Source organism: Knoellia locipacati, from assembly GCF_007992835.1.
GTDB lineage: Bacteria > Actinomycetota > Actinomycetes > Actinomycetales > Dermatophilaceae > Knoellia > Knoellia locipacati.
On record NZ_BKBA01000011.1, the window covers coordinates 62,899 to 89,475 of the forward strand.

Sequence of the window (26,577 nt, forward strand, 5' to 3'; positions counted from 1 at the left end):
ACACCTCGGATCGTAGGTCCGTTCGTGTTCAATGGGGCCGTGTCCGACGAATTGCCCCCAGCCGTGCGCGTGCTGTGGCTCATCAAGGGGCTGGGTCCCGGGGGAGCCGAGCAGCTGCTCGTCTCTGCCGCCGAGGTCGCCCGCGACGAGCGGTTCGCCTACTCGGTCGCCTACGTGCGGGCGGACAAGCAGCACCTCGTGGCCAAGCTCGCGGCGAGCGGCGTGCCGGCGACCTGCCTGGCGACCGGCGTCGGCGGCGCCCGCCTCTGGCCGCTGCGCCTGCGGCGCCGGCTGAGGGACGTCGACATCGTGCACGCCCACTCGCCCCTGCTCGCCGGGGTCGTGAGGCTGCTCGCGCGCACCCTCCCCACGGGAGCCCGACCCAAGGTCGTGACGACCGAGCACAACGTGTGGCGCAGCTTCTCCACGCCGACACGCTGGCTCAACCGGCTCACGTCCGGCCTGGACGACCACCGGTTCGCGGTCTCGGACGAGGTCCGCAGGTCGATGACGCCGCGGGCGTCGCGCCACAGCGAGGTCCTCGTCCACGGCATCAACCACGAGTCGTTCGAGCGGACGGGGGAGTCGCGCGACGCGGTGCGCACCGCCCTGAGCCTGCGCCCGGACACCGTGGCGGCGCTCACCGTGGCCAACTTCCGCACCGAGAAGGACTACCCGAACCTGCTGCGTGCGGCGGCGACCGCCTGTGCGGCCGATCCCCACCTCACGGTGCTCGCGGTGGGCCAGGGCCCCCTGGAGCACGAGGTCCGTGAGCTGCACGCCGCGCTCGGGCTCGGGGACCAGTTCGTCCTGCTCGGCTTCCGCGACGACGTGCCCGACCTCATGCGCGCCGTCGACCTCTTCGTGCTCGGCTCCGCGCACGAGGGACTCCCGGTGGCGGTCATGGAGGCCCTGGCCGCCGGGCTGCCCGTCGTCGCGACCGACGTCGGCGGGGTGGCCGAGGCCGTGGTCGACGGCCAGAACGGCTTCCTCGTCCCGTCCCGCGACCCGAAGGCGCTCGCGGCCGCGATGCTCCGGGTCGCCGGCGACCCCGGGCTCAGGGCCGTCCTGTCCCGCGGAGCGCGCGCGGGATCCTCGCGGTTCGACATCCGCACGGCCCTCACGAGGCAGCAGGACGTGTATGCCGTCCTCGCGGCTTCCTGACGAGGTCCGCGAACCGCCTGTGCCGCGAGTGACGAATGGCTACGATCGCCACAGGTCAAGGAAACACGTGGCGTCGTCGCGGAGTTTCCGAACCCAGGGGTGAGGAGACCCGTTGACGCTGCGCGACTATCTCATTGTCTTCAGGCACTACGGCGCGCTCATCGTCGCGACGATCCTGGCGGCTGCCACGCTCACGTGGGTGCTCACGCCTGCGCACGCCCAGGGGCCGGTGACGTCCTACACGGCGACGGCGACGCTGCTGGCGGCGAGCTCGGAGAACCCCCAGCTGCCACCGAGCCTCCCACTGGGCCGCATCGCCCTCTATGTCACCACCGGCGTGGTGCCGGTGCGTGTCGCCAAGAAGGTCGGCTTCGTCGGTCAGCCCACCGAGCTCGCGGGCCGCATCGACGTCGGCCAGGACTCCGAGGCGATGGCGCTGACGATCACGAGCAGCAACACCGACTCCAAGCGAGCGGGCCTCATCGTCAACACCTTTGCCGACGAGGCGGTCGCCTTCTTCTCCGGGACGCGCCCCGAGGCCGCCGGGACCCGGCTCTCGATCCTCCAGCGGGGGATCCCGGTCGCAGAGGCCCACAAGGGCACGCTCATCCCGCCGGGTCGCCCGCAACGCACCGGTCTGGCCGCAGGGCTCGGGCTCCTGCTCGGTCTGGCCATCGCCCTCGTCCTCAACCGCCTCGACTCCCGGATGCGCTCGCGCGAGGAGATCCAGGAGGCTCTCGGGCTGCCGATCATCGCGGAGGTGCCCAAGCTCGCGAGGGGCCAGCGGGCCTCGGCCGGGACGCTCGTCGTCACCGAGCCGCTCAGCCCGTTCGCCGACGGCTACCGCGCAGCCCGCACCGCGATCTCGCACACCCTCGGCCGGTCGGCGAAGCCGTCCGACATGTCACCGCGCGAGCGGCGGGGGACTCGCACCAACCACACGCCATGGGTGCTCGTCACGTCGGCGAACCCCGGTGACGGCAAGACGACCAGCGTCGGCAACCTCGCGGCGTCGTTCGCCGAGTCCGGCAAGAGCGTCCTCGTCCTCGACGCCGACCTCCGCTCGCCGGACACCCACAACGTCTTCGACGTGCCGCAGGGCGCCGGGATCTCCGACTACCTCACCGACCCCGACTTCGGCCCGCTCTCCAACCTCGTGCGGCCGACCAACCTCCCCGGCGTCAAGATCATCACGGCCGGCACCCAGCTCGAGCACCCGACGTCGCTGGCCAGCCGGATGGTGGCCCTGCAGGAGGGGACCCGCCAGCTCGCCGACGTCGTCATCGTCGACAGCGCACCGCTGCTCGCGGCGAGCGAGGTCTTCGACCTCCTGCCGCTCGTCGACACGATCATGCTCGTCGTCCGCAGCGGCCGCCTGTCCGAGACCTCGGGCAACCGGGTCTCCGAGCTGCTCGGCCGCTTCCGGGTCCCGGTGAGCGGCGTGCTCCTCATCGGCACCTCCCGGTCGCGCGGTCACGGCTACGGCTACGGCTACGGCTACGGCGAGTCCGGCCGGCGCCGCTCCGAGAAGCCCGTGGACCACCGGGCGCAGCGGGGCGCGTTCGACCCGGCGGCCGACGAGGACGGACAGTCCTCCGACATCGACACCCACGGGTCGAGCGGTCCCCGGTCCGCAGCAGTGCCCGGGTCCGGGGCCCGCAGCCCGCGGGCCAACCGAGCCACCGGCTGAGCGCCGTGCAGCACCACGGCGCGATCCGGGTGGGGACGGTCGCCCTGGGGTTGGTGGCCGGTGCCGTGGCCGGAGCGGTGTTCGTCTGGGCGCTCGACACCGGCAGCTACAACATCTGGGGGGCGATGGTCGTCATCCCGATCGTCGTCCTCGTCGACCTGCTCGTCCTCTCGTCGGTCCTCAAGCGCGAGGCCGACCCCTGGGTGCGGCGCGTCATCATGGCCGGGTTCCTCGCCAAGCTCGTCGGCATCCTCGCCCGCTACTTCGTCACCTACGTCGTCTACGGCGGGACCTCGGACGCGGAGCGCTACAACCAGTACGCCGCGTTCAAGTACCTCCGGTGGCGGGCCGGCGACCTCGACATCAGCTCGATCCCGCTCGAGGGCACGCAGTGGATGGAGCTCACGACGACGGCCGTCTACACCGTCATCGGACCCTCGCCGCTCGCGGCCTTCTTCGTCTTCGGGTCGGCGGCCTTCTGGGGCGTCTACCTCTGCTACCGAGCCTTCCGCACGGCCTTCCCCGGCGGCGACGCCCGGCGCTACGCGCTGCTCGTCTTCCTCCTGCCCTCGATCCTCTACTGGCCCTCGAGCATCGGCAAGGAGTCCTGGCTCATGCTCTTCGTCGGTGTCACGTCCCTGGGCGTCGCGCGGTTCTTCGCCGGCCGGACCGACGCCATCCCGCTGCTCGTGGCCGGGGCCTTCGGGACCGCCATCGTGCGGCCGCACATCGCGCTCATGCTCTTCGGCGCCCTGACCATCGCCCAGCTGTTCCGCCCCTCGTCCGGGCACGCGACGAGCATCCTGTCCAAGACGGCGGGGTTCGCGGTCCTCGCGCTCGGGGCGGTGCTGCTCGCCAGCCAGTCGGCGGCATTCCTCGGCATCGACGACCTCTCCGTGGGGTCGATCAGCGACCAGCTCCAGGAGCGCGGCGAGAACGCCACCCAAGGCGGGTCGTCGTTCACCGCGACACCGGCCCTGTCACCCCTGGCGTGGCCCGTGGCCCTCGTGACGGTCGTGTTCCGCCCGTTCCCGTTCGAGGCCAACAACGTCCAGCTCCTCGTCCAGAGCATGGAGGGTCTGGCCCTCATGGTCCTGTTCTACCGACAGCGCGCCCAGCTGCGCCAGCTCCCGAGCACCCTGCGGCGCAACCCCTACCTCGTCTTCGTCGTCTCCTACGTCCTCATCTTCTGCTGGGGGTTCTCGAGCATCGGCAACTTCGGGATCCTCGCCCGGCAGCGCGTGCTCATGCTCCCGCTGCTCGTCGTCCTGCTCGCCCTGCCACGCGTGCACCGCGACGTGCCCAAGGTCGCCCGGCGGAGGTTCCGTGTCACCGCCGAGTGAGCAGGCCGCCTCCTTCGGTGTGCGGGGGAGGGTCAAGAGCGGGCTGGCTCGGCTCGACCGCGGCGCACCCGCCAGCGGGGCGACCCTGCTCATCTACCACCGGGTGGGCGGGGACACCGGAGACGAGCTCGACCTCGCGACCGACAGCTTCACCCGGCAGGTCGCCCTGCTCGAGGGACACGACGTCCTGAGCCTCGACGCCGCGCTCGACCGCCTCGACGCGGGCGACGAGCGGCACAGCGTCGTGCTGACGTTCGACGACGGCTTCACCGACGTGTTCGACAACGCCTGGCCGCTCCTGCGCGAGCACGGGCTGCCCTTCACCATCTATCTCGCGACCGGGTTCATGGGCGAGACGATGCGCTGGGAGCACTCGACGGCCAGGGGCGCGCCCGGCCGGGGGCTGTCGTGGCGCCAGCTCGAGGAGATGCTCGCCTCGGGCCTGTGCACGGTCGGCAACCACACCCACCGCCACGTGCGCCCCGAGGAGCTCACCGAGCACGAGCTCGACGCCTGCTCGTCGGCCGCCGAGGCGGCCCTGGGGGTGCGGCCCCGGCACTTCACCTACCCGTGGGGGATCGCCGTGCCGGCCATGGAGCGCGCACTGAGGGAGCGCTTCCGCAGCGCCTCCACGGGCGAGCTCGGCCGCAACGCGCCCGACTGCGACCGGATGCGGCTGCGACGCGTCCCGGTGCGCCGCACCGACCCCGACGAGTTCTTCGCGGCCAAGCTCACCGGGCGGCTCGTGCCCGAGCGGGCCTACGCCACGACGGTGTCCGCCGCCAAGGCGCTAGGCGTACGCGCCTGACGCCCTGAACCACGCGACGGTCTGCGTCAGCCCGTCGCGCAGGCTGGTCGGCGCGACGTCGGGGAAGTGGGCCCGTAGCCGGTCGTTGGCCGCCTGCGAGTCGCGGACGTCACCGACCCGCGGCTCGACGTGCTCGACACGGACGTCGTGGCCGAGCACCTCGGCGAGCTCACCGACGAGCTCGTTGAGGGTGGTGCGGGTGCCGAACGCGAGGTTGACCGGCTCGAGGTCGGTGACGCGGTGCAGGGCCGCGTCGGCGAGCACCCGCGTCACCGTGCCCACGTAGGTGAAGTCGCGGGACTGCTCCCCGTCGCCGTGGATCGTCAGCGGTTCACCGCGCATCGCCGCGTCGACGAACGACGGGATGACCGCGGCATACGCGTGCCCGGCCGCCTGGAGCGGCCCGTAGACGTTGAAGAACCGGAACGCCAGCGTCGGGAGGCCGTACGCGTGGGCGAAGGCCACGGCATACGACTCGGTCGCCTGCTTGCTCACGGCGTAGGGCGAGATCGGCATCGTCCGCAGGCCCTCGTGCTTGGGCAGCTCGGGGTTGGCGCCGTAGACCGACGACGACGACGCGACGACGACGGGCAGGTCGCCGGCCCGGCGCGCGGCCTGGAGCACCTCGAGGGTGCCCGTCGCGTTGGCGTGGTGCGAGGCCACGGGGTCCTTGACCGAGCGCGGCACCGACGGGCGGGCGCCGAGGTGGACCACGGCGTCGACATCCCGGCACACGGCGTCGAGCGTCGCGGGGTCGAGGATCGTGCCCTCGGTGAGCTCGACGTCGACACCGTCGAGGTTGGACGCGAAGCCGCTCGACAGGTCGTCGAGCACGGCCACGCCGTCGACCTCGTCGCGGGACAGCAGCTCACGGCACAGGTTCGCGCCGATGAAGCCGGCCCCGCCGGTCACGAGAACCTTCATCGTGGATCGCCCTCCGCTCGCACGACCGGGCGACTGCACGCCGGCCCTTCGGAGGCTAGCAGCGGGCACAGTGTCTCCGGGCCGCCTTGGGAACTCCCGTCCCGGGTCTACGGTGAAGCCCATGGGCATGCGGTCGAAGGCGGTGGACGCGAGGGCGGTGGACACGGGCGACGGCGCGTTCCGCGTGCTCTTCGTCTGCGCGGCCAACATCGCCCGGTCGCCCTACGCCGCGCGGCGGGCGACCCACCTCGCGGAGCCCGGCCGGCTCGTGGCTGCCGGGGCGGGCATCCCGGGCTCGCCGGGACGCGGTCTGGACCTCGAGATGGTCAAGATCCTCAAGGAGCACGGCGCCGACCACCTCGGTCACGTGAGCAAGCGGCTCGACGGCGACGACCTCGCCTGGGCCGACCTCGTGCTCGTCATGGAGTTCTCGCACCAGATGCGGATCTACGACGAGTGGCCCGAGCACGACGCCAAGGTCTTCGGCCTGCTCCAGTTCGCCGAGACGATGCGCCTCACGCCGCCCTCGCCGCAGGACGACGTCACCGCCTTCGCCTTCGAGTACGCACCGCCCAACTCGATCGTCTGGGACGTCGAGGACCCCTACGGCCGGGGCGCCGCCGCGGCGCGGGCCGCGAGTCAGGTCATCGACGACGCCCTGCACATCCTCGTGCCCCACCTCCGCAGGCCGGAGGCCGCCGGCGAGACCCCCGTCGCCGATTAGGGCGGTTCCGACCGCCTCGGGTAGCCTTGTCCCGCCGTGAGAATCGGCCGCGGATCCATAGAGCCCCGGTGAACCAGCCCGGGAGCGCCGCGCAACCGTACGAGAAGGAGTCAGTCGCCCATGCCTTTGGACGCAGACGTCAAGCAGAAGATCATGTCCGAGTACGCCACGACCGAGGGCGACACCGGCTCCCCCGAGGTCCAGATCGCGCTCCTCACCCAGCGCATCCTCGACCTCACCGAGCACAGCCGTGAGCACAAGCACGACCACCACAGCCGTCGAGGCCTGCTGCTCCTCGTCGGCCGCCGCCGTCGCCTCCTCCGCTACCTGGAGAGCATCGACATCGAGCGCTACCGCTCGCTGATCAAGCGCCTCGGCCTGCGTCGCTGACGCCCCCGGATCTCCGTCGGAGCGGCTCTCCACTCCTGGAGGGCCGCTCTTTCGGATGTGTAGGACCACAACTTCATAGCTGGACCGCACCACCAGAAGACCGCCCGTGCACAACGACGATGCACGAGGTTCGTTGGACTGACAGAAAAGGAGGACCCATGGAGGGTCCTGAGATCACTTTCGCCGAAGCCACCATCGACAACGGCTCGTTCGGCACCCGCACCGTCCGGTTCGAGACCGGACGCCTGGCCAAGCAGGCCGGCGGCGCCGTCGCCGCATACCTGGACGAGGACACGATGCTCCTCTCCACCACCACTGCAGGGAAGTCCCCTCGCGAGGGTTTCGACTTCTTCCCCCTGACCGTCGACGTCGAAGAGCGCATGTATGCCGCGGGCAAGATCCCCGGCTCGTTCTTCCGTCGTGAGGGCCGCCCGTCCACCGAGGCGATCCTCACCTGCCGTCTCATCGACCGCCCGCTGCGCCCGACCTTCAAGAAGGGTCTGCGCAACGAGGTCCAGGTCGTCATCTCGGTGCTGGCGCTCAACCCCGACGCGCAGTACGACGTGCTCGCGATCAACGCCGCGTCCGCCTCGACGCAGATCTCCGGTCTGCCGTTCTCGGGCCCGATCGGCGCCACCCGCCTGTCGCTCATCGACGACCAGTGGGTCGCCTTCCCGCAGTTCTCCGACGTGGAGCGCTCCACGTTCGACATGGTCGTCGCCGGCCGTGTCGCGGGTGACGACGTCGCGATCATGATGGTCGAGGCCGAGGCCACCGACAGCACCTGGAACCTCGTCAAGAACGAGGGCAAGACGGCCCCCACCGAGGACGTCGTCGCCGAGGGCCTCGAGGCCTCCAAGAAGTTCATCAAGGTCCTCTGCGAGGCCCAGGCCGAGCTCGCCGCCAAGGCGGCCAAGCCGGTCCAGGAGTTCCCGGTCTTCCTCGACTACGAGGACGACGCCTACGCCGCCGTCGAGGCCCACGTGGGCTCCGACGCCGCTGCCGCCCTGCAGATCGCGGGCAAGCAGGAGCGCGAGGACCGTCTCGACGAGATCAAGGACTCCATGAAGGAGTCGCTCGCCGGCCAGTTCGAGGGTCGCGAGAAGGAGCTGTCCGCCGCCTACCGCGCCGTGCAGAAGAAGCTCATCCGCGAGCGCATCATCACCGACAAGGTCCGCATCGACGGCCGTGGCCTCGCCGACATCCGCGCGCTCAGCGCCGAGGTCGAGGTCCTGCCGCGCGTGCACGGCTCGGCGATCTTCGAGCGTGGCGAGACCCAGATCATGGGTGTCACGACGCTCAACATGCTCCGCATGGAGCAGCAGCTCGACACGCTGTCGCCCGTGACGCGCAAGCGCTACATGCACAACTACAACTTCCCGCCCTACTCCACCGGTGAGACCGGTCGAGTGGGTTCGCCGAAGCGTCGCGAGATCGGCCACGGAGCGCTCGCCGAGCGTGCGCTCATGCCGGTCCTGCCGACCCGCGAGGAGTTCCCCTACGCGATCCGCCAGGTGTCCGAGGCTCTCGGCTCCAACGGCTCGACGTCCATGGGCTCGGTCTGCGCCTCGACCCTGTCGCTGCTCAACGCCGGTGTGCCGCTGCGCGCCCCGGTCGCCGGCATCGCGATGGGCCTCGTCACCGCCGAGGTCGACGGCAAGACGCAGTACGCCGCGCTCACCGACATCCTCGGTGCCGAGGACGCGTTCGGCGACATGGACTTCAAGGTCGCCGGTACGCGCGAGTTCGTCACGGCCATCCAGCTCGACACCAAGCTCGACGGCATCCCCGCCGACGTGCTCGGTGGCGCGCTCACGCAGGCCCGTGAGGCCCGCCTGCACATCCTCGACGTCATGAACGAGGCCATCGACGCGCCCGACGAGATGAGCCCCTTCGCTCCACGCGTCATCGCGGTGACGGTCCCCGTCGACAAGATCGGTGAGGTCATCGGCCCGAAGGGCAAGATGATCAACCAGATCCAGGACGACACCGGCGCCCAGATCTCGATCGAGGACGACGGCACGATCTACATCGGTGCGACCGACGGCCCGTCGGCCGAGGCTGCGCGTGCGGCGATCAACGCGATCGCCAACCCGCAGATGCCCGAGATCGGCGAGCGCTTCCTGGGGACCGTCGTCAAGACGACGACCTTCGGCGCGTTCATCTCCCTGCTCCCGGGCAAGGACGGTCTGCTCCACATCTCCGAGGTGCGCAAGCTCGTCGGTGGCAAGCGGATCGACGCGGTCGAGGACGTCCTCGCGGTGGGCCAGAAGGTCCAGGTCGAGCTCAAGGAGATCGACCCGCGCGGCAAGCTCTCGCTCGCTGCGGTGCTCGCCGAGGGTGAGGGTGACGCGCAGAGCGACGACGCCCCCGCCTCCGACGACGACGCGGACGTCGACGCCCCGTCGGCCGACCAGGACAACGACACCGACTCCGACGAGTCGGGCGAGTCCACCGAGGGTGGCGAGGAGCGCGGCGAGCGTCGCCAGCGCAGCCGCCGCCGTGGTGGCCGTGGTCGCGGTCAGCGCTCGGACGCGGGAGACGCCTCCGGCGACGAGTGACCGACGTACCCACGTCAGGCGACGGGGCGGCATACCTTCTCGGTATGCCGCCCCGTCGGCGTTCCGGGACGGCTCACCCGGGCATGTCGCTGCCGTCCGCAAGGACCGCGGAGTCAGCCAAACGCCGGTCGTGGGCGGGCCGGGAGTCCTACCGTGGTGCGGGAGGTCGAGACGTCGGCCGCTGACGGGAGGGCCGCCATGGAGCAGGAGCAGCCGGGAGCGCCCCGGGTCAGCCTGGGGATGCCGGTCTACAACGCCCAGCGCTACCTGCGGGCCGCGCTCGACTCGGTGCTCGCCCAGGACCTCACGGACTTCGAGCTCATCGTCAGCGACAACGGATCGACCGACGACACGTGGCAGATCTGCACCGAGTACGCCGCCCGCGATCCGCGAATCCGGTTGTACCGCAACGAGACCAACATCGGCGTGGCCGGCAACTTCAACCGCGTCGTCGAGCTCGCGCGCGGTGAGCTGTTCCGGTGGGTCGCCTACGACGACCTGCTCCACCCGACGCTGCTGAGCGCGTGCGTGCGCGAGCTCGACCGGTCGGGCAGCGGCACCGTGCTCGCCTACCCCCGGACCGTCCTCATCGACGACGAAGGGGAGGTCGTGAGGCACTACGTCGACGGACTCGACCTCCGCCAGCCGAGCGCGAGCGCCCGCGTCGCAGCGGCGGCGCTGCGGTGGGACCTGCTCAACCCGCTGTACGGCGTCATCCGGCTCGACCAGCTGCGGCGCACGGGCCTCGAACGGGCGCACGTCTCGGGTGACGTGCCGCTGTTCATGGAGCTGGCCGCCCTCGGCGAGGTCCACGAGGTGCCCGAGGAGCTGTTCTTCCGTCGCTTCCACGTCGGGTCGAGCACGGGCCAGTCGGCCGCCTGGTACACCCCGCACAAGCCGGGCGCCGAACGGTTCGCCGCGACCCGTCTGGGGGCACGGACCGCGCGGGCCCTCGCCGGCTCGGACCATCCCGGCACCACGCGGCTCGCGGTCTCGGCGACGTATGCCGGTGCGTGGGGCTACCGCGAGGGCCGGGCCGCGCTCGCCCGCACCAAGCGGCGGCTCAAGGGGCTTGCTCGTGAGGGGCGTTCTGCCGCAGGGCGTTCCGGTCCCCGGGCCAGGTCGGCAGGCTGACCTCACGAGGCTCGGGGAGGGGGACGTAGATGCGCGGCGCCCACCCCGTGCCGGCGCTGCGTGCCGCGAGCTGGGCCGACACCTCGTCGACGAGGTCCCAGGTGAGCAGGACGACGTCGCTCGGCCGGGCGGCGAGGAGGTCGTCGACCGAGCGGATGGGGACCGACGTCCCCGCGATCCGCCTTCCGGTCTTGGCGGGGGAGAGGTCGCAGGTGAAGGGGAGGAGGTCGCGGTCGACCCGGGCGAGGGCGAGAAGCACCGGCGCCTTGGAAGGGGCGCCGTAGCCCGCGACGGTGCGGCCTCGGTCGCGCAGGTCCTCAAGGTGCTCCCGGAAGGCCCGGGCGACGACGCGACCCCGGGTGCCGAAGCCCTGGAGCGCGGCGACGTCGGCGAGCCCGTCGCGCCGCTCGCCCTCGCGGACCTCGGCGACGCCCGGGTCCACGACGGGGTCCTCGGAGGCGCGACGGGCAGTGAGCAGGAGCGAGCCGCCGTAGGAGGGCACCTCCTGAGCCCGGGTGACGACGAGACCGTGCCGCGCGAGCAGCGGCTCGGCGGCGAGCAGCGTGAGGTAGGTGAAGTGGCCGTGCCGGATCGTGTCGACGAGCGTGCGGGTCACGAGCGGGCGGCCGTGGAAGACCTCGGCGACGAGGACTCCACCGGGGGCGAGCCGGGCCGCATGGCGCCCGACGACGGCGTCGAGGTCCTCGTCGTGCATGAGGTGGTGGACGTCGACGAGGACGTCCACGTCACCCGCGCCGGTGGCGTCGGCCTCCTCGAGCCCGGCCTCCTGCAGGAACGGCGCCCACGAGCACCCGTGGCCGCTGTCGTAGGCCGCGAACCGGGCCCCGGGGGCGATGCCCTCGTCCTCGACGAGCCGCGCGACGGAGGCCCTCGCGTGGTCGAGGGCGGTCTGCGAGTCGACCGCGATCGGCGTCTCGGGTGCGCTCGGTGCGGTCGGTCCGAGCTGGAGCAGCAGGCACGCGCTGCAGACCACGAGCCGCAGTCCCGACGCAGGGTCGGGGCCGGGGTCGTCGGCGTCGGGGAACGCGTCCGAGGGTGGGACGAGCCCGAGGTCCATCACCTCGACGAGCGCCTCGCTGCGGCACGAACGGCAGCCCCCGTGAGCGGTCACCGTCGCGCCGCGTCGTCGGGCAGCGTGATGCCGGCTTCGGCGAGCGTCGGCGCCGTCCGGTCGGCCTGCGACATCACCGTGACCGGCAGTGGCCACGGGATCGCGAGGACGGGGTCGTCGTGCGCGAACGTCGCCGCCTCGGTGGGGTCGTGCTCGCGGTCGATCCGGTATGCCGTGTCCGCCGGCTCGGTGAGCGCCTGGAAGCCGTGCGCGCAGCCGGCAGGGATGTAGACGGACTGCTGGTTGTCCCCGGTGAGGTCGAAGGACTGCCACTGCCCGAACGTGGGGCTGTCCTCGCGCAGGTCCACGACGACGTCGAAGATCGCCCCCCACGGGCACCGCACGAGCTTGGCCTCACCACGGCCGCGCCGCACGTGCAGGCCCCTCACCACCCCGCGGAGGGAGCGGCTCTGGCTGTCCTGGACGAAGGCGTACGGGTCGAGCCCGGCGGCCCTGGCGACCTCGACGTCGAACGTCCGGCTGAAGAAGCCGCGCTCGTCGCTGACCGGGGTCGGGGTGAACAGCAGGCAGCCCGTGACCGACGTCTGCGAGACCTTCATGGCACCTCCTGCAGCGCAGGGTAGACCGTCGTCGGCCGGTGCGTGGCAGTTCGTCGAAACGCCTGTGCCGGCTCAGCGGCTGCGCGATCATGACGACAGGAAAGGGGTCGCTGATGCGCTGTCTTGTCACGGGGGATCGCGGTTACGTCGGTGCGGTCATGGTGCCGAAGCTCCGGGCCGCAGGTCACGAGGTCGTCGGTCTCGATGCCGACTGGTATGCCGGGTGCGACTTCGGTGCCCCGGTGGAGGGGTACGAGCAACGGGTGGGTGACATCCGGGATGCCACCCCCGAGGACCTCGAGGGGTTCGATGCGGTGATCCACCTCGCCGCGATCTCGAACGACCCGATCGGCCACCTCAACCCGGAGGCGACGTACTCGGTCAACGCGCACGGCGCCGTCCACATGGCCAGGGTCGCCAAGGCAGCCGGTGTGCCGAGGTTCCTCTTCTCGTCCTCGTGCTCGCTCTACGGCGCCGCCGGTGACGCACCGGTGGCGGAGGACTCGGCGTTCAACCCGGTGACGCCCTACGGCGAGAGCAAGGTCATGGCCGAGGAGGGCATCGGCGAGCTGGCCGACGGGACGTTCAGCCCCACCTACCTGCGCAACGCGACGGCATACGGCTCCTCGCCCCGGCTGCGCGCCGACATCGTCGTCAACAACCTCACCGGCACCGCCTTCACGCGAGGCGAGGTCCGGCTCCAGTCCGACGGGACGCCGTGGCGTCCGCTCGTGCACGTCGCCGACATCTCGAACGCGTTCCTCACCGTCCTCGACGCCCCCCGCGAGGCGGTCCACGACCAGGCCTTCAACGTCGGTCGGGACGAGGACGTCGTCCAGGTCCGCACCATCGCCACCGAGGTCTCCGAGCGGCTCGCGGTGCCCGTGACGTTCGCCGAGGGTGCCGGGCCGGACGCCCGCGACTACCGCGTCGACTTCACCAAGATCACCGAGCAGCTGCCGGGGTTCGTCCCCCGCTGGACGATCCTCGACGGGATCGACGAGCTCGCCCGCGACATGGCGGCCAATGGCCTCACCGCGGAGCAGTTCGAGGGGCCACGGTTCGTGCGCCTGGCGAGGATCAACCAGCTCATGGGCGAGGAACGGATGGACTCCGACCTGCGCATGCTCAGCCTGGAGCGACGCTGATGTCCGCGCCCGTGTGCCGGCTCTGCGGCACCGTCCTCGACACGACCTTCGTCGACCTCGGGATGTCGCCGCCCTGCGAGAGCTTCCTCAGGGCCGACGAGATCGACCAGGGCGAGGTGTTCTATCCGCTCCACGTGCGGGTGTGCCACGACTGCCTGCTCGTCCAGCTGCCGGCATACATCCCGGCGGAGGAGATCTTCGACGACTACGCCTACTTCTCCTCCTACAGCGAGAGCTGGGTGGCGCACGCCGGCAGGTTCGTCGACACCGCGGTCGAGCGGCTCGGGCTCGGCGAGGACTCGTTCATCGTCGAGGTCGCGAGCAACGACGGCTACCTGCTCCAGCACGCCGTGGCGCGCGGCATCCGGTGCCTGGGCATCGAGCCGGCGGCCAACGTCGCCGAGGCGGCGCTCGCCAAGGGTGTCCCCACCGAGGTGACCTTCCTCGGGGAGGTCACCGGCCAGAAGGTCGCGGCGCAGCACGGGCCGGCCGACCTCGTCGTCGCCAACAACGTCTTCGCGCACGTGCCCGACATCGTCGACTTCTCCAAGGGGCTGCGCGCGATGCTCGGCCCCGAGGGTGTCGTGAGCATCGAGATCCCGCACCTGCTGCGGCTCATCGAGGGCAACGAGTACGACACGATCTACCACGAGCACTTCTCCTACCTGTCGCTGCTGACGACCCAGCGGGTCCTCGCGAGCGCCGGGCTCAGGGTCGTCGACGTCGAGGAGCTCGGCACCCACGGCGGGTCGCTGCGCACCTGGTCCAGGCCGATCGAGGTGGCCGGGCCGCCCTCCGAGGCCGTCGCCCGCGTCCTCGCCGCCGAGGCCGCCGCCGGGCTGCACACCGTCGAGGGGCACCGCGGGTTCGCGGCCAAGGTCGCCACGGTCCGCAACGACCTCGTCTCCTTCCTCGTCGAGCAGTCCCGCGCCGGACGCACCGTCGCCGCCTACGGCGCCCCGGGCAAGGGCAACACCCTGCTCAACCACTGCGGGATCCGGTCCGACCTGCTGCAGTTCGCCGTCGACCGCAACCCCTACAAGCACGGCCGGTTCCTGCCCGGGACGCACATCCCGGTGCGACCCGTCGAGGCCCTCGCCGAGGCGAGGCCGGACTTCGTCCTCATCCTGCCGTGGAACCTCCGGACCGAGATCTCGGCGCAGCTGCGCTACGTCAGTGAGTGGGGAGGGCGCCTCGTCGTCCCGCTGCCCTCGCTCGAGATCCTCGACCAGCCCGACGACGTCATCGACACCGAGGTGGTGGCAGCGAGATGAAAGTGGTCCTGTTCTGCGGAGGGCTCGGGATGCGGATGCGCACCGGAGCTGAGTCCCTGCCCAAGCCGATGACCCCCATCGGGAGCCGCCCGGTGCTGTGGCACGTCATGCGCTACTACGCGCACTTCGGGCACACCGAGTTCATCCTCTGCCTCGGCTTCGGCGCCAAGGCCGTCAAGGACTACTTCCTCAACTACCGCGAGACCGAGTCCAACGACTTCGTCCTGCGGATGGGCGGCTCCGAGGTCGAGCTCCTCGAGACCGACATCTCCGACTGGCGGATCACCTTCGTCGACACCGGCATCAACACCCCGATCGGCGAGCGGCTGAGGCGGGTCCGCAGCCACCTCGACGGCGACGAGTTCTTCCTGGCGAACTACGGCGACGTGCTCACCGACGCACCGCTCGACTCGATCGTCGCCGACTTCAAGGCCACCGACGCCGTCGGCACGCTCCTCGCGGTCAAGCCCCAGGACTCCTTCCACGTCGTGCACATCGACCCGACCAACCACATCACCGGTCTCGAGGCCGTGGCCGAGATGCCGATGCGGATCAACGGTGGCTACTTCGTCCTGCGCCAGGGCATCTTCGACTACCTCCACGAGAACGAGGACCTCGTCATGGACGCCTGCACGCGGGCCTCCGCCGACGGCCGGATGCTCGCCGTGCCCTACGACGGCTTCTGGGCCCCGATGGACACCCTCAAGGAGCGCACGGCCCTCGAGTCCATGTACGCCACGGGCAGGAGCCCGTGGGCGCTGTGGCGCACGAGCGGCAACGGGATCAGCGCCCCCGTCGTCGTGGAGATGCCCGACGTCGCCCTCACCGGGGGACCGGTGTCGTGACCCAGGCACCTCCCGCGCACCCCGCCGCGGCCACGGGCTCGGAGTCCGCCCGCGTCGCGGCCGAGCTCGCCCGGCTCGTCCCGGGAGGCGCCCACACCTATGCCAAGGGGCCGGACCAGTACCCCGAGGACCTGGCACCCGTCATCGCACGCGGGCTGGGCGCCCACGTCTGGGACGTCGACGGCCGCGAGTTCGTCGAGTACGGCTCGGGCCTGCGCAGCGTCACGCTCGGTCACGCGCACCCGGCCGTCGTCGAGGCGGTGAGCCGACAGGTCGCGCGCGGCACGAACTTCGCGCGGCCGGCGCTCATCGAGCTCGAGGCGGCAGAGGCCTTCCTCGAGGCCGTGCCCACCGCCGACATGGTGAAGTTCGCCAAGAACGGCTCCGACGCGACGACCGCGGCGGTGCGCCTGGCGCGCGCCCACACCGGTCGTGACCTCGTCGCCATCTGCCGCGACCAGCCGTTCTTCTCCACCGACGACTGGTTCATCGGCACCACGCCCATGCCGGCGGGCATCCCCGAGGCCGTGACGCGGCTGACGACGACCTTCCCGTTCGGTGACCTCGCCGCCGCCGAGGCGATGCTCGAGGAGCACCGGGGCGAGGTTGCCGCGCTCGTGCTCGAGGCGGGGGGAGCGGCCGACCCCCCTGCCGGCTACCTCCAGGCGCTCGTGGACCTCGCCCACCGCCACGGGGCGCTCGTCGTGTTCGACGAAATGATCACCGGCTTCCGGTGGTCGCGGCACGGGGCCCAGGGCCTCTACGGCGTGACACCGGACCTGTCGACGTTCGGCAAGGCGCTCGGCAACGGCTGTGCCGTGTCCGCGCTGACCGGCCGGCGCGAGCTCATGCGGCGTGGAGGCCTGGACCACGACGACGAGCGCACCTTCCTGCTGTCGACCACCCACGGCGCCGAGGGCCACGCGCTCGCGGCCGCGATCGCGGTCATGGAGGTCTACCGGCGCGAGGACGTCATCGGACGGATGGAGCGGCTCGGCACGACGCTGCGCGCCGGTGTCGAGGAGGCGGTGGCCGCCGCCGGTGTGGGTGAGCACGTGCTCGTGCGCGGCCGGTCCTCGAACCTCGTCTTCGCCACGCTCGACGAGGCGGGCGCGCCGTCGCAGACCTACCGCACGCTCTTCATGCGCCAGCTCCTCGAGGGAGGCATCCTCGCCCCGTCGTTCGTCGTGAGCGCCGCCCTCACGGACGAGGACATCGAGCGCACGGTCGAGGTCGTCGCACGTGCCGCGCAGGTCTACCGTCGCGCCCTCGACGACGGCGACCCCTCGCCCTGGATGGGCGGTCGGTCGGTCAAGCCGGTCTTCCGTCCGCACGCCTGACACCCGGAAGGAGGACGAGAGCATGATCGGCGTGACCCTGCCGGGCCCGCTCACGGTGCTGTGCATCGGTGCCCATCCCGATGACATCGAGATCGGTTGTGGCGCAACGTTGCTCGAGCTCGCCGCCCGTGGTGACACGTCGTTCACCCACGTGCTCCTCACCGGCTCCCCGCAGCGCGTCGACGAGGCCCGCACGGCCACCGAGCTGTTCGTGCCCGGCGCGGACCTCGTGACCTTCGACCTGCCGGACGGCCGGCTTCCCGCGCACTGGGGTGCGGCCAAGGAGGCCCTCGAGAGCGTGGCGCAGGGGCTCTCGCCCGACCTCATCCTCGCCCCGCGGCTGAAGGACGCCCACCAGGACCACCGGGTCGTGGCCGAGCTCGTCTCGACGACATGGCGCGACTGCCTCACGCTGCACTACGAGATCCCCAAGTGGGACGGCGACCTCGGGCAGCTGACCCACTACGTCACCGTCCCCGAGGAGACGGCCCGTCGCAAGGTCGAGCTGCTCCACAAGGCCTACCCGTCGCAGCAGCACCGCGACTGGTGGGACGACGAGATGTTCCTCGGGATGATGCGGGTGCGCGGCATGGAGTGCCGCAGCCGCTACGCCGAGGCCTTCGAGGTGGCCAAGGAGCTCCTCACCCTGTGACGTCGCGACGCCCTCACGTGGCGGAGAACGCGCGCTGCGTGGTGTCGTCGCGGGCGAGGCCGACCGTGTCGATGAGGTGCTCGTAGTGGTCCGACAGCGTCGCGCGCAGCGCCGGCAGTCGCTCGCCCACGACGTCCCCGATGTCCTCGGTGCTCTGCTCGACCCGCTGTGACGCCGACACGAGGTCGGCGGCCGAGAAGGCGTCGACGTCGAAGCAGAGGTCGGACTGGCCCATGTAGTCCATGAGGGCGTCGGTCTTCGCGTGGTACGACATGCCGATCGCCGGGCGGCCGATGAGGTAGGGCAGCAGGATGCAGTGGAACCGCCCGGCGACGACGTAGTCGCACCCGGCCAGCGCCTCGAGCAGGTCGTCGACGGTGTCGATGAGGGGCCGCTCCACCTGCTCCAGCAGCGCGGGGTCGAGTCGCTCGGCGAGCAGCGCGAGGACGTCGTCGCAGACGAGCGGGTCGACACCGGTCTGCGAGTAGACGAAGACGAGCCGTCGCCCACCGGTGAGGACCCATTCCGCGTAGTCCGCGACCTTGGCGACGTACGCGGCATACCTCTCGTCGTCGACCGCGGGCCAGTATCGGCGGTCCATGTAGGGGATGGGGTTGAGCCCGACACGGACCTGGCCGTCGGTGGCGCCGGGACGCGGCCAGCCGCCGTCCGGGACGGGCAGGCTGATGGCGAGGTCGGGGACCACGCTCATCGGGCCGCGCACACCCAGACCGCGCACGAGGTCGGCCGAGGCCTCGTCGCGGACGCTGCGGAAGGCCGCCCAGCGCAGCGGCCCGGCGAGCAGGTAGCGGGACAGCCGGTGGTCGATCGGTCCGGCGCCCACCCCGAGGAAGGCGAACGGCACCCCCTTGAGCCGGGCGAGGAGTGACCACTTGAAGATCGTGTAGGGGTGGCTCCACGGCCCGCGCCAGTCGTCGGAGACGGGTCCGCTGCCCGCGACGACGATGAGGTCGATGTCGTCGAGCCGCTGGAGGCTGCGCCGGAGGAAGGCCGCCTCCGCGCCGAGGTCTCGCACCCGGGCGGCCAGCCGGCGTGCCTCGCGAACACCCCGGTGGTCGGAGCGCTTCGTGAGGCGCTCCTTGACCTTGCTCCCGGTCGGGTGCTGCGGCGGGCCACCACTGGTGAGCCGCTCCGCCGCCCAGCGCAGCGGGAGCGCCGGCATGCCGTGGCGCTCCTCGGTGTCCCTGGGCGACTGCGAGACCCCGACGAGCGACACCGAGGGCAGGCGCCGGCGCAGGTTGGCGGCGATGGTCGAGACGACGACCTCGTCGCCGAGGTTCCCACCGTGGTAGTGCCCCCAGATCGCCACGCGGGGTGGGCGTCCACCGCTCCGACCGGTCATGTGGCGTGCTCGCTCTCGTGGTGGCCGAGGAGGTCGGCCAGGCCCCCGAAGGTCAGCGTCTCGAGCCGGCCCTCGGACCTCAGCTCGGCGGCCAGCCGGCACAGGCTCTCGAGTCCCCGCAGGGCGTTCGCGGGGTCGGGCTGCAGGTTGTGGGGGTGGAACCAGACGTGGAACAGCCCGCCGTGCCGGGCGGCGTGGCGCAGCCGGCGCCGGTGCTGCCACTGCCAGAGCCGGGCGCGGCCCTGGTGCAGGTCGGCGCCGTACATCACGGTCGCCGGGAAGTTCCACAGGTCACCCTCGAGGACGGGCCGCACCACCGACCTCGGTGTCGGGATGAGGAGGTCGCCGACCCGGGCCAGCGGTCGCAGCCGCCCGTGGATCGAGCCGAACAGGTCGGGGCGCACCCCGCGGTAGGCGATGTAGCCGTGGCGCCGCAGCACGTCCTGGTGACCGATCGAGTTGCGGGGGTAGACGAACGAGCGCAGCTCGACGTCGTAGGGCTCGGCAGCGGCCCTCGCGGCGGCGAGCTCGCTGTCGAACACCTCGGCCGAGCAGCCGGGGTCCCCGACGATGAGGTGGGAGAAGCCGTGCGAGGCGACCTCGTGGCGGGTGCGTCGCTCGAGGATCTCGCGCACGAGGTCCGGTGCGTACCACCGCGAGTCCTCGGTGGCGGGGGCGCACGGGTCGTCCTCGAACCAGTCCTGGGCCAGCCACGGGTAGTCGGGCCGGGCGATCTCGGGGTGGACGTCGCCCTCGACGTTCTCGCACCCCTCGAGGAAGAGGTGGCCGACCGTGGCCCAGGTCGCAGGCACGTCGTACTCGTCGAGGATGTCGAGCAGGGACCGGAGGACGTCACGCTCCTCGGGCCAGTGGTAGCGGTTCGGTGAACCGTGGTGGACCGCACCCCACGCCATCTCGGTGTCGATCGAGATGAGCATGACGCCGCGGCTGAGCTCGTGGGTCACGAGGGGACGCTCCTTCCACGGTGCTCGCGCACACGCAGCGCCATCGCCGCGTGCCGGAGCCGAGAGCTGACCGAGGCGGGCATCCGCGCCGGGGTGAGCGAGCAGGACACGACGTCGTGGGCACCCGTGGCCCACCGCGCCTTGTAGGCGTCGGTCCCGCGCCCGAAGTTGAGCACCCGCACCCCGGAGCCGAGGCAGGCGGTGGCCACCTCGGACAGGAGGATGTGCCCCGGACCGAACTTCGCGTGGGCCGGGTCGAACGCGGGCTTGTGGTAGTAGTACGTCTCGCCCACGTGGTACCCCAGGCAGGCGGCGATGGGCTCGTCGTCGAGGTGCAGCGTCGAGAGCCAGGCGTCACCACGAGCGGCGAGGGCGGTGACGGCGTCGCGGGCGAAGGCACGCGCCGGGCCGTTCGACAGCAGTCCCTGCTCGCCGGCGCGTTCGGCCCACCGCAGGTCGTAGACGCGGAGCAGCTCGTCGAAGCCGGGGTCCACGGGCCGGTGGAGGTCGATGCGGACCTCGCCGCGCTCGGCGAGCCGCCGCCGCAGCCGGGGCACGTCGCACTTCTTCGCCCGCGCCGCGAGCTCCCGCTCCGGGTCGGCCAGCGCGCCGAGGTCGAGCACCGGGCAGGTCGACCGGCCCTCCTGGGAGACCCTGACCCGCTGCCGCCACGGGTGACCGGTGACGAGGGCGTGGTCGTCACCACTCTCGCGCAGCCGGGGGACGTTGACGCCCCGCCGCCCACCCTCGACGAGAGGGCCGAGGGCGTCGAGGAGGGCCGAGCCGTGCTCGCGTGCGTCGCCGAGGACGAGGAGACCCTCGTCCGCATGGTCCTGGCCGAGGGGCGTGAGGAGCTCGAACGACGCCGGGCCGACTCCGAGCCGGGTCGGGTGCAGCGCCGTCATCGCGACGACCTCGCCGTCCCGGTGGACCGAGACGACCTGGACCGGGCGGCGACGGCCCAGCGTCTGCCACCACGCCTGCACCCACTCCCAGGTCTGGAACGCCGTGAGCGCCCGGGTGCTGCCCTCGAGCCGGCGCCAGTCGTCCTCGAGCACGGCGAGGTCGCTCACGACCCGGGTGGACGTGGGCATGCGTCGGTCCGTGCGCATCATGCGGACCCCGCCTTCCTCCGAGCGCGGCCGACGAGGCAGGCCGTGCTGTTGAGCCACTTTCCCATCGAAGCGCCCTGCCTTCAGGGGCTTTGGCGGAAATGGCCCGTTCGGTGGACGCACGAGCCGTCCACGGCACGAGGGGCGCGGGCGTTCCTTCCGGAACGTGACGGGACCACGACGAGGGGTATGCCGTCCCGTCCCGTCCTGCTGCGCGGCGCGCCCCGCTCAGATGAGGCTGTCGACGTCCCCGCCGACGACCGTCGGCACGCCCTTGTCGTCGATCGTCACGGCCAGGGTCAGGGCTGCTCGGAAGCGCAGCGCGTCACGGCTCCCGGACTGTCCGATGACGGCGGCGAACTCCGTGTTCTCGAAGAAGACGCTCTGGCCGGGCTTGGCGACGTAGTCCACCCGCACGAGATAGCTGACGAGCGCCACGTGCCCGCTCGCCGTCCTCGCGACCTGGACCGAGCCAACCGGTGAGGTCTGGTCCTTCTCGTCGGGCGCCCACAGGGTCGCCATCGCCCTGGACGACGCGAGGTAGGACTTCGGCGTGCGCCACCCGGCGAGGAAGTCGGCGACGTTCTCGGGCAGCGCCACCGCACCCCTGCCGGTGTTGAGCTTCGTCGTGACCCGCGCGACGGCCGCGAGCACCTGGGTGGTGTCGGTCGGGCGCGCTCCGACGGCAGCGGTGTCGAGCGGCTGCGGCAGCGCCTTCCTCGGTGCCGGGGACGACGCCATCTTGCGCCAGGGCGTCGTGACGCTCTCGCGCTTCATGGCGACGAGCACCTCGGCCGGAGGAGTGGGTGTGGCCGGTGCCTTCGGCGCGGGCACGACCTTCCACGTCTCGGTGCCCGCGACGAGCGCGTACATCGGGTAGGCACCGAAGGACGGTGCGAACACGCGGTCGACGGTCGTCGTGCCCTGACCTGTCGCTGCAGGCCTGACCAGGCGGTTGTGGGCGGCGGCGTACTGGTCGCTCGCGAAGACGATGCCGGTGTCCACCTGCTGCCACGCGCGGGCGTCGAACGTCGTGGACGCCGTCCTGGTGGCCGCGGTGTTGCGGGCGTCGTAGGCCTTCATCGCCGCGACCGCCTCGGGGCGCGTCAGGGCGGGCTTGGTCAGGGTGTCGGGCTGCCAGGCCTGCACCTGGGTCGGCGCCAGTCCGCAGCCCGCCATCGTCGGGATGACGGCGAGGGCGAGCAGCGGAGCCGGCCGGCGCCCGGCCCGCGCCGGGGGCGCCGGGTCGCCGACGTCGCGCGACACCGAAGAGTGGTGCCGGCGGCGCTGACGGCGACGCAGCAGCAGGCCACCGGCCGCCACGAGGACGCCACCCACGAGCGCCGTGACGGACAGGGCGAAGCCGTGGGGGACCACGATCCCGCTGGTCACCTCGAGATCGCCACCCTGTCCGAGCGGGACGATCACCCAGGCGGTGGGGGAGCCGTCGAGGTCGAGAGAGAGGGACCGTGTGCCCGTGCCGGTGGTCCTGTCGGTCCAGAACGTCTGCACCGTCGGGTCCGCGGGCACGACCGTGGCCCTGCCCTCGACCACCTCGCCCGACAGGCCCGACGGCCCGACCCGGGTCACGGCATACGTCGGCACGTCCTTCAGGTAGCTGCCCACGTCGATCGGGTGCGCCCGGCCGAGGAAGACGCGACCCCCGTCGCGACGGGCGCTCACCCGCATCGTGGTGTCGCGGAACGCGAGGAGGCCGGGTGTCGACACGACCGCCTTCGCCCCGCCCAGCCTGAGGGTGGTGGTCGGGGAGTCGACCACGTCGTCGCTGCCGACGAGCACGATGCCCGCGACACCGACGCCGGCGAGCACCAGCCCCACGAACGCCACCAGGGTGGCCAGCGCCTTCTTCATGTGTCCCCGTCCGTCACGAGGGTCCCTGCCCGGATCCTCCTCGCAGGAGTGTGCCAGTGAGAGGCGGCGTCAGCCGGCCGTCGTCCACAGGCCCCGGGGACGGGGTGCGTCGGGTGGGGGAGTCAGGACGCCTTGGGGACGCGGCGCACGATGGCGGGCGCGCTCCAGCGCATCTCCATCCGCGTGCGGCCGTCGACGGTGACCGGCACCCAGCGCATCGTCAGGCAGGCCGGGCCCGTGGCGGTCGTCGAGACCTTCTTCATGGGTGGCTCCTCTGCATGCCTGGGACGTGGGACGGCACCGTGCGGGCCGTTCACCTGTTGTTCACCCAAGGGTAGCGCAAAGATGAACAGAAGGTGAACGAGCCCGTGAGACGCGCGGGTCGCGCCGTCGCGAACCCCGCACCCCGAGGGGGCGCCCGACCCGTCGCTACAGTTCGGGGGTGAGCAACACGAAGGTCTCGGTCATCGGCGCATCCGGTCGCATGGGCTCGGAGGTGTGCCGCGCGGTGGAGTCCGCCGACGGTCTCGAGCTCGTCGGGAGGTTCGACGTGGGTGACGACCTCGGCGACCTCTCCGGCGCCGACGTCGTGGTCGAGTTCTCTGTCCCCGCGGCCTCGGCCGGCAACGTCGCACACTGCGTCGACCGGGGCGTGCACGTCGTCGTCGGCACGACCGGCTGGGACGACGCGAAGCTCGCCGACCTGAGCACGCGGCTCGAGGCCCACCCCGAGGTCGGTGTCCTCATCGCCCCCAACTTCGCCATCGGCGCGGTGCTCATGATGGCGTTCGCGAGCAAGGCAGCCGAGTTCTACGAGTCGGCCGAGGTCATCGAGCTGCACCACCCCGACAAGGTCGACGCCCCCTCGGGCACGGCTGCCCGCACCGCCGAGCTCATCGGGGCCGCCCGCGACCGGGCCGGGCTCGCCGACGTCCCCGACGCGACCACGAGCGACCCGGACGGTGCGCGCGGGGCGCGGGCACACGGCATACCCGTGCACTCGGTCCGGCTGCGTGGCCTCGTCGCGCACCAGGAGGTCCTCTTCGGGCAGACCGGCGAGATGCTGACGATCCGGCACGACTCCTTCGACCGGGTCTCGTTCATGCCGGGGGTCGTCGCCGCGGTGCGCAAGGTGGGGGAGCACCCCGGTCTCACCGTGGGGCTCGAGCACTACCTCGGGATCTAGCCCCAGCCCATCGCGCGCAGGACGCCGGCCACGACGGCCGCGCCGATGACGACGACGAGGAAGTTCGCCCGCAGCAGGAGCAGCACGACCGCCGCGCCCACGGCGGCGAGCCGCGCGTCGACGTGGAGCGAGCCGCCGCTGCCACCGAACGTCTGGATCGCCACGAGTCCGGAGAGCAGGGCCACCGGCAGCAGCGTGAGGACGCGGCTGCGCCTCGGCCCCTCGACCCACGACTCCGGCACGAGGTGGCCCGCGAGCTTCGTGGCGTAGGCCAGTCCAGAGGCGAGCAGCACGACCGTCCAGGTGCTCATGACTCGTCCACCTCGGCCCGTCGCTCGTGCCGTCCGCCGCCGGAGAGGCCGACGACGACCGCGGCCACGACGGTGAGGATGACGGGCACCCCGACCGGCAGCACGGGGGAGGTGAGCAGCGCGATCGCGACGGCGAGGACCATCGTGGCGGCGGCGTCCCGGCTGCGCAGCCGCGGCCAGAGCAGCGCCGTGAAGGCCGCGGCGGCCGCGGCGTCGAGGCCCCACCGCTGCGGGTCGCCGAGCGCGTTGCCGACGACGGCACCGAGGAGCGTCATGAGGTTCCAGCAGACGAAGACCGCGACCCCGGTGACGAAGAAGCCGAGCCGGCCGGCCCGCCGGTCCTCGCGGCCCACCGCGACCGCGGTCGACTCGTCGATGGTGAGGTGCGCGGCCCAGAGCCGGCGCAGCCCGCGGACGTCGAGGATGCGTGAGGTCTGGAGGGCATAGAGCCCGTTGCGCACACCGAGCAGCGTCGAGGTCGCCACGGCCGCGGAGCCGGTGCCGCCCGCGCCGAGGATGCCGACGAGCGCGAACTGCGAGCCGCCGCTGAAGAGCAGCACCGACAGAGCCATCGTCTGCAGGATGCTCAGCCCGGACGCGACCCCGAGCGCGCCGAAGCTGATGCCGTAGGCCCCCGTCGCCAGGCCGATCGAGAGCGACTGCCGGACGACGGCCCGGCGCGTGTGGTGCTCGAGGGGCGCGTATGCCGTGTGCCCGCCGGCCGCCGCCTGCTCGCCCTCGGCGTCGGCGGCCCCACTGGTCACTCGGGGTCGTCCGTCGCCAGGGAGGCGACGAGGCGGACCTCCCGCAGGGTGGAGCCGTCGGGGGAGACGACGCGGTCGCGCCAGGCGCCGTCGGGGCCGAGCCCGGAGTCGGCGAGGAACGCGCGGGTGGCCTCGTCGTCGGCGAGCACCCAGATCGCGACGTCGTCGGCGCCGGCGCCGCGCAGGGTGTCGACGCAGGCGTTGAGCAGGCGCGAGCCGTGGCCCAGCCGTCGTGCGCCCGGGTGGACGCCGATGGCCGTCACCTCACCGCGAGCCGGTCCGGCGTCGGCGTCCTGGCTCGGGCCGATCGCCGCGAAGCCGACGACCTGCTCGCCGGCGCGGGCCACGAGGAGCCGGTGCACGCCCTCGGGCGGGTTCTCGAGGGACTGCCGCCACGCCTTGGCGAAGGCGGGGGCCTCGAAGAGGGCGACGACGTCGTCGGGGACGCGGCCGGCATACGCCTGGGTCCAGACCGCGGACTGGACGACACCCACGGCGGGTGCGTCGGTCGGCTTGGCGGTCCGGACGCTCGCGTCGGCGACGGGTCCGGGCTCGTGCGAGTGGTCGTGGCTCATCGGCCCTGGAACTCCGGGGTCCGGCGCTCGCGGAAGGCCGAGCGTCCCTCGCTGAGGTCATCGCTCGACCAGGCGGTCGCGAAGGCGGCCTCGTAGCGGGCGACGTCGGCGTGGTCGCCACCGTGCGTGTCGAAGCCGAGCTTGGACCCGGCCTGGGTGAGCGGCGCGAGGTCGACGGCGCGCCGGGCCAGCTCGAGGGCGGCGTCGAGGTCGCCGCGCACCTGCGTGAAGCCGAGCCGCCACGCGTCGTCGGCGGTGAGGACGGCACCGGTGAGGACCATGTGGCGCGCGGCGCCCTCGCCCCAGAAGCGGGTGACGCGCTCGAGCGTCCAGTGGTTGACCATGAGGCCCAGCCGGGCGACGGGCACCGCGAACGCGGCGTCGTCGGTGACGACCCGCAGGTCGCACGCGACGGCGAGCTGCATGCCCAGCCCCATGCAGGACCCCGAGATCGCCGCGACGGTCGTGATCGGGGCCCGCGACAGCAGGTCGAGGACCTCGGCGAGCCGGTCGGTGAAGCTCACGTCCTCGAGCTCGGTGAGGTCGGCGCCGGCGCAGAAGTGGCCGGCGGCACCCGTGACGACGAGCGCGCGGGACTGCGCCACGGCGTCGACGATCCCCGCCTCCAGCTCGTCGAGCGCGTCGTGGTTGAGCGCGTTGCGCCGCTCCGGACGGTCGAGGGTGAGGACGGTGACCCGGTCGGTGGTGCGTGAGGAAATCATCACGCGGTCGAGCCTAAC

26 protein-coding genes are annotated in these 26,577 nt (G+C 72.1%); 14 read left to right on the plus strand and 12 right to left on the minus strand.

The window, feature by feature from the left end:
- The first annotated feature begins 39 nt into the window (after positions 1 to 39).
- The 4 genes from KLO01_RS14245 (at position 40) to KLO01_RS14260 (ending at position 5,005) form a co-directional block, all read left to right on the plus strand.
- Positions 40 to 1,164, plus strand: a complete 1,125-nt coding sequence (locus tag KLO01_RS14245; RefSeq protein WP_246136235.1) for a glycosyltransferase — start codon at positions 40 to 42, stop codon at positions 1,162 to 1,164.
- A 112-nt stretch (positions 1,165 to 1,276) separates the two neighbouring features.
- Positions 1,277 to 2,854, plus strand: a complete 1,578-nt coding sequence (locus KLO01_RS14250) for a polysaccharide biosynthesis tyrosine autokinase (protein ID WP_147066305.1) — start codon at positions 1,277 to 1,279, stop codon at positions 2,852 to 2,854.
- A 5-nt stretch (positions 2,855 to 2,859) separates the two neighbouring features.
- The gene (locus KLO01_RS14255) at positions 2,860 to 4,197 is read left to right on the plus strand and encodes a hypothetical protein (protein WP_147066306.1); all 1,338 of its coding nucleotides are present in this window, start codon (positions 2,860 to 2,862) and stop codon (positions 4,195 to 4,197) included.
- On the plus strand, positions 4,181 to 5,005 hold the full coding sequence (locus KLO01_RS14260) for a polysaccharide deacetylase family protein (protein WP_147066308.1): 825 nt from the start codon (positions 4,181 to 4,183) through the stop codon (positions 5,003 to 5,005). Before KLO01_RS14255 ends, KLO01_RS14260 begins: the two co-directional genes overlap by 17 nt.
- Here KLO01_RS14260 and KLO01_RS14265 read toward each other — a convergent pair.
- Positions 4,988 to 5,929 (minus strand): NAD-dependent epimerase/dehydratase family protein, encoded by a 942-nt coding sequence (locus KLO01_RS14265; RefSeq protein ID WP_147066311.1) that lies wholly within the window; start codon positions 5,927 to 5,929, stop codon positions 4,988 to 4,990. The two genes, KLO01_RS14260 and KLO01_RS14265, sit on opposite strands and share 18 nt — an antisense overlap.
- Before the next feature lie 121 nt (positions 5,930 to 6,050).
- On the opposite strand from KLO01_RS14265, the gene KLO01_RS14270 reads away from it, so the two are divergent.
- The 4 genes from KLO01_RS14270 (at position 6,051) to KLO01_RS14285 (ending at position 10,738) form a co-directional block, all read left to right on the plus strand.
- On the plus strand, positions 6,051 to 6,653 hold the full coding sequence (locus KLO01_RS14270; RefSeq protein WP_246136236.1) for an arsenate reductase/protein-tyrosine-phosphatase family protein: 603 nt from the start codon (positions 6,051 to 6,053) through the stop codon (positions 6,651 to 6,653).
- 120 nt (positions 6,654 to 6,773) lie between these two features.
- Complete coding sequence (gene rpsO / locus KLO01_RS14275; protein WP_147066313.1) at positions 6,774 to 7,043, plus strand: 30S ribosomal protein S15; 270 nt, start codon at positions 6,774 to 6,776, stop codon at positions 7,041 to 7,043.
- Positions 7,044 to 7,201: 158 nt separating this feature from the next.
- Complete coding sequence (locus KLO01_RS14280) at positions 7,202 to 9,604, plus strand: polyribonucleotide nucleotidyltransferase (protein ID WP_147066315.1); 2,403 nt, start codon at positions 7,202 to 7,204, stop codon at positions 9,602 to 9,604.
- 198 nt (positions 9,605 to 9,802) lie between these two features.
- The gene (locus tag KLO01_RS14285; protein WP_147066316.1) at positions 9,803 to 10,738 is read left to right on the plus strand and encodes a glycosyltransferase family 2 protein; all 936 of its coding nucleotides are present in this window, start codon (positions 9,803 to 9,805) and stop codon (positions 10,736 to 10,738) included.
- On the opposite strand, the gene KLO01_RS14290 is transcribed toward KLO01_RS14285, so the two are convergent.
- Complete coding sequence (locus tag KLO01_RS14290) at positions 10,668 to 11,870, minus strand: methyltransferase C-terminal domain-containing protein (RefSeq protein ID WP_147066318.1); 1,203 nt, start codon at positions 11,868 to 11,870, stop codon at positions 10,668 to 10,670. The genes KLO01_RS14285 and KLO01_RS14290 overlap by 71 nt on opposite strands.
- Entirely contained in the window at positions 11,867 to 12,430 is a 564-nt protein-coding gene (gene rfbC, locus KLO01_RS14295; protein WP_147066320.1) for a dTDP-4-dehydrorhamnose 3,5-epimerase, read from the minus strand. The genes KLO01_RS14290 and rfbC overlap by 4 nt, the downstream gene beginning before the upstream one ends.
- Before the next feature lie 113 nt (positions 12,431 to 12,543).
- On the opposite strand from rfbC, the gene KLO01_RS14300 reads away from it, so the two are divergent.
- The 5 genes from KLO01_RS14300 to KLO01_RS14320 are packed head-to-tail and all read left to right on the plus strand — an operon-like array spanning position 12,544 to position 17,689.
- Positions 12,544 to 13,578, plus strand: coding sequence for an NAD-dependent epimerase/dehydratase family protein (locus KLO01_RS14300; protein WP_147066322.1), 1,035 nt, complete (start codon positions 12,544 to 12,546; stop codon positions 13,576 to 13,578).
- A complete protein-coding gene (locus KLO01_RS14305) occupies positions 13,578 to 14,852 on the plus strand; it encodes a class I SAM-dependent methyltransferase (RefSeq protein WP_147066324.1) in 1,275 nt (424 codons plus the stop codon). Before KLO01_RS14300 ends, KLO01_RS14305 begins: the two co-directional genes overlap by 1 nt.
- Positions 14,849 to 15,697, plus strand: a complete 849-nt coding sequence (locus KLO01_RS14310) for a sugar phosphate nucleotidyltransferase (RefSeq protein ID WP_147066326.1) — start codon at positions 14,849 to 14,851, stop codon at positions 15,695 to 15,697. The genes KLO01_RS14305 and KLO01_RS14310 overlap by 4 nt, the downstream gene beginning before the upstream one ends.
- Positions 15,694 to 17,037, plus strand: coding sequence for a glutamate-1-semialdehyde 2,1-aminomutase (locus KLO01_RS14315; protein ID WP_147066328.1), 1,344 nt, complete (start codon positions 15,694 to 15,696; stop codon positions 17,035 to 17,037). The genes KLO01_RS14310 and KLO01_RS14315 overlap by 4 nt, the downstream gene beginning before the upstream one ends.
- Positions 17,038 to 17,059: 22 nt before the next feature.
- The gene (locus KLO01_RS14320; RefSeq protein WP_147066330.1) at positions 17,060 to 17,689 is read left to right on the plus strand and encodes a PIG-L deacetylase family protein; all 630 of its coding nucleotides are present in this window, start codon (positions 17,060 to 17,062) and stop codon (positions 17,687 to 17,689) included.
- 13 nt (positions 17,690 to 17,702) lie between these two features.
- Here the strand turns inward: KLO01_RS14320 and KLO01_RS14325 are convergent, their stop codons facing one another.
- From KLO01_RS14325 to KLO01_RS17235, 5 genes are all read right to left on the minus strand, one after another.
- Positions 17,703 to 19,052, minus strand: a complete 1,350-nt coding sequence (locus KLO01_RS14325) for a polysaccharide pyruvyl transferase family protein (RefSeq protein ID WP_147066332.1) — start codon at positions 19,050 to 19,052, stop codon at positions 17,703 to 17,705.
- Positions 19,049 to 20,017, minus strand: coding sequence for a polysaccharide deacetylase family protein (locus KLO01_RS14330; protein ID WP_147066334.1), 969 nt, complete (start codon positions 20,015 to 20,017; stop codon positions 19,049 to 19,051). The genes KLO01_RS14325 and KLO01_RS14330 overlap by 4 nt, the downstream gene beginning before the upstream one ends.
- A complete protein-coding gene (locus tag KLO01_RS14335) occupies positions 20,014 to 21,111 on the minus strand; it encodes a GNAT family N-acetyltransferase (RefSeq protein WP_186828073.1) in 1,098 nt (365 codons plus the stop codon). The genes KLO01_RS14330 and KLO01_RS14335 overlap by 4 nt, the downstream gene beginning before the upstream one ends.
- Positions 21,112 to 21,357: 246 nt before the next feature.
- Entirely contained in the window at positions 21,358 to 23,001 is a 1,644-nt protein-coding gene (locus tag KLO01_RS14340; RefSeq protein WP_147066338.1) for a hypothetical protein, read from the minus strand.
- A gap of 122 nt (positions 23,002 to 23,123) precedes the next feature.
- The gene (locus KLO01_RS17235; protein ID WP_186828074.1) at positions 23,124 to 23,264 is read right to left on the minus strand and encodes a hypothetical protein; all 141 of its coding nucleotides are present in this window, start codon (positions 23,262 to 23,264) and stop codon (positions 23,124 to 23,126) included.
- A gap of 179 nt (positions 23,265 to 23,443) precedes the next feature.
- On the opposite strand from KLO01_RS17235, the gene dapB reads away from it, so the two are divergent.
- Positions 23,444 to 24,187 (plus strand): 4-hydroxy-tetrahydrodipicolinate reductase, encoded by a 744-nt coding sequence (gene dapB / locus KLO01_RS14345; protein ID WP_147066340.1) that lies wholly within the window; start codon positions 23,444 to 23,446, stop codon positions 24,185 to 24,187.
- Here the strand turns inward: dapB and KLO01_RS14350 are convergent.
- The 4 genes from KLO01_RS14350 to KLO01_RS14365 are packed head-to-tail and all read right to left on the minus strand — an operon-like array spanning position 24,184 to position 26,559.
- On the minus strand, positions 24,184 to 24,498 hold the full coding sequence (locus tag KLO01_RS14350) for an AzlD domain-containing protein (RefSeq protein ID WP_147066342.1): 315 nt from the start codon (positions 24,496 to 24,498) through the stop codon (positions 24,184 to 24,186). The genes dapB and KLO01_RS14350 overlap by 4 nt on opposite strands.
- Positions 24,495 to 25,262: an AzlC family ABC transporter permease gene (locus tag KLO01_RS14355; RefSeq protein WP_147066343.1), complete on the minus strand. Its 768-nt coding sequence runs from the start codon at positions 25,260 to 25,262 to the stop codon at positions 24,495 to 24,497. The genes KLO01_RS14350 and KLO01_RS14355 overlap by 4 nt, the downstream gene beginning before the upstream one ends.
- A complete protein-coding gene (locus KLO01_RS14360) occupies positions 25,259 to 25,837 on the minus strand; it encodes a GNAT family N-acetyltransferase (RefSeq protein ID WP_147066345.1) in 579 nt (192 codons plus the stop codon). Before KLO01_RS14360 ends, KLO01_RS14355 begins: the two co-directional genes overlap by 4 nt.
- Positions 25,834 to 26,559 carry an enoyl-CoA hydratase-related protein gene (locus tag KLO01_RS14365; protein WP_246136247.1) on the minus strand — a complete coding sequence of 242 codons (726 nt, stop codon included), beginning with the start codon at positions 26,557 to 26,559 and terminating at the stop codon, positions 25,834 to 25,836. The genes KLO01_RS14360 and KLO01_RS14365 overlap by 4 nt, the downstream gene beginning before the upstream one ends.
- Positions 26,560 to 26,577: the final 18 nt, after the last annotated feature.